Source organism: Streptomyces boncukensis (genome assembly GCF_011045075.1).
Lineage (GTDB): Bacteria > Actinomycetota > Actinomycetes > Streptomycetales > Streptomycetaceae > Streptomyces > Streptomyces boncukensis.
The window spans coordinates 1-1657 of the sequence record NZ_JAAKZZ010000913.1 but is presented as its reverse complement, the minus strand read 5'-3'; the positions used below and the strand labels follow the sequence as shown (position 1 = coordinate 1657).

1 protein-coding gene and 1 pseudogene are annotated in these 1657 nt (G+C 77.9%); both read left to right on the top strand.

Annotation, left to right across the window (positions count from 1 at the left end):
- Nucleotides 1-705, top strand: a 705-nt coding sequence (locus tag G5C65_RS36940) for a glycosyltransferase (RefSeq protein WP_165303405.1), incomplete at its 5' end; no start/stop codon positions are given.
- A pseudogene (locus G5C65_RS36935) lies at nt 702-1657 on the top strand (pyridoxamine 5'-phosphate oxidase family protein); the annotation flags it as partial. The gene G5C65_RS36940 and the pseudogene G5C65_RS36935, both read left to right, overlap by 4 nt.

The window sequence follows — 1657 nt, the reverse complement described above, 5'->3', positions numbered from 1 at the left end:
GGCCCGGCCCCCGCCGCCGCCCACCCGGGCCCGGTGGTCGCCGCGGCAGGCAGACTGGCCCGCGGCAAGCGCTTCGACCTGCTGATCGAGGCGTTCCGCGAGGTCGCGGCCCGGCACCCGGACTGGCGGCTGCGTATCTACGGCGGAGGCGCCGAACGGGCCCGGCTGGCGGAGCTCGTCGAGCGGCTCGGGCTGCGGGACGCCGTGCGGCTGATGGGGCCGTGTACGCCGATCGAGCCGGAGTTCGCGCGCGCTTCGATCGTCGCCTCCGCCTCGGACGCCGAGTCCTTCGGCATGACCCTGGTGGAGGCCATGCGCTGCGGGGTGCCGGTGGTCAGCACCGACTGTCCGCTCGGCCCCGCCGAGATCGTCGAGGACGGGGCCACAGGACGGCTGGTGCCGCCCGGCGACAGCGGCGCGCTGGCCGCGGCGCTGCTGGAGCTCATCGAGGACGAACCGCTGCGCCGCTCGATGGCCGCCGCGGCGCGGGAGAGGTCCCGGGCGTACGACCCGGCGCCGATCGCCCTGCGGTACGAACGGCTCTTCGAGGACCTGGAGGCGAGCCGCGCGGCACGCTCCCGGCAGCGCCGCGCGGCACGCGTGCGGAGCGCGGCCCTGGCCGTGCCCCGCCGCCTCCTCGCCCCCCTTGGCCGGAGCGGACGGCCGACTTCCCGGGGGACCCCCGAGCAAGGCGGCGGCCGATGACGCTGTCGCCGCTCCTCCCGCAGGGCCGGTCCGCCACGCGCTACGGCGTGCTCTCCCGCGCGGCCCAGGGCGGCCCGCACCGCCCCTGGCTGGTGCTGGTCGCCGCCGGATACGCGCTCGCCCAGCTGGTGTTCGTCGTTCCGCACCTCGGACACGCGCTGGGCTGGGACGAGTCGGTGTACGTCTCGCAGGTCGACCCGCGCACCCCGGCCGCGTACTTCAGCGCGCCGCGGTCGCGCGGCGTGAGCCTGCTGACCGCGCCGGTCGTCGCCGTCACCTCCTCCGTCATGGCGCTGCGGGTGTACCTCGTCGTGCTGTCCGCCCTCGCGCTGTACGGGGCGTTCCGGGTGTGGGGGCCGCTGGTGGGGCGGAGGACGGCGGCGCTGGCCGCGCTGCTGTTCGCCGGGCTGTGGATCACCGTGCTCAGCGGCGTCCAGGCGATGCCGAACCTGTGGGTGGCGCTGGGCGCGGTGGCCGCGGCCGGCTGGTTCCTGCGCGCCCCCGCCGAGCGCCGCGCCCGCTGGTGGCTGGCCGCCGTGCTCGCGGGCGTCACGCTCATGCGGTTCCCGGACGGCGGGTGGCTGGCGCTGCCGCTGCTGGCCGCCGCCGTGTCGGTACGCGCCTGGCGCCGCGCCGCGCTGCCCGCGCTGTGCGCCGGGATCGCGCTGGGGGCCGCGCAGTGGGTCTGGGAGGCGTACGCGCTCTTCGGCGGCGTCGGCGAGCGGCTGCGCGCGGGCAGCGACATCCAGGGCGGCATGGTGCCCCAGCTGAACTTCGGGGCCGCGCTGCGCAGCCTCAACGGCCCCCTGCTCTGCCGGCCCTGCGACGCGCCGATGCCGTCGCCCGGGATGGCGCTGTGGTGGTTCGCGCTGCCTCCGCTGGCGGTGGCGGCGCTGGTGCTCGCGGCGCGGGACGTACGCAGCCGCCGCACGCCGCGCCCCGTGAGCCCCGC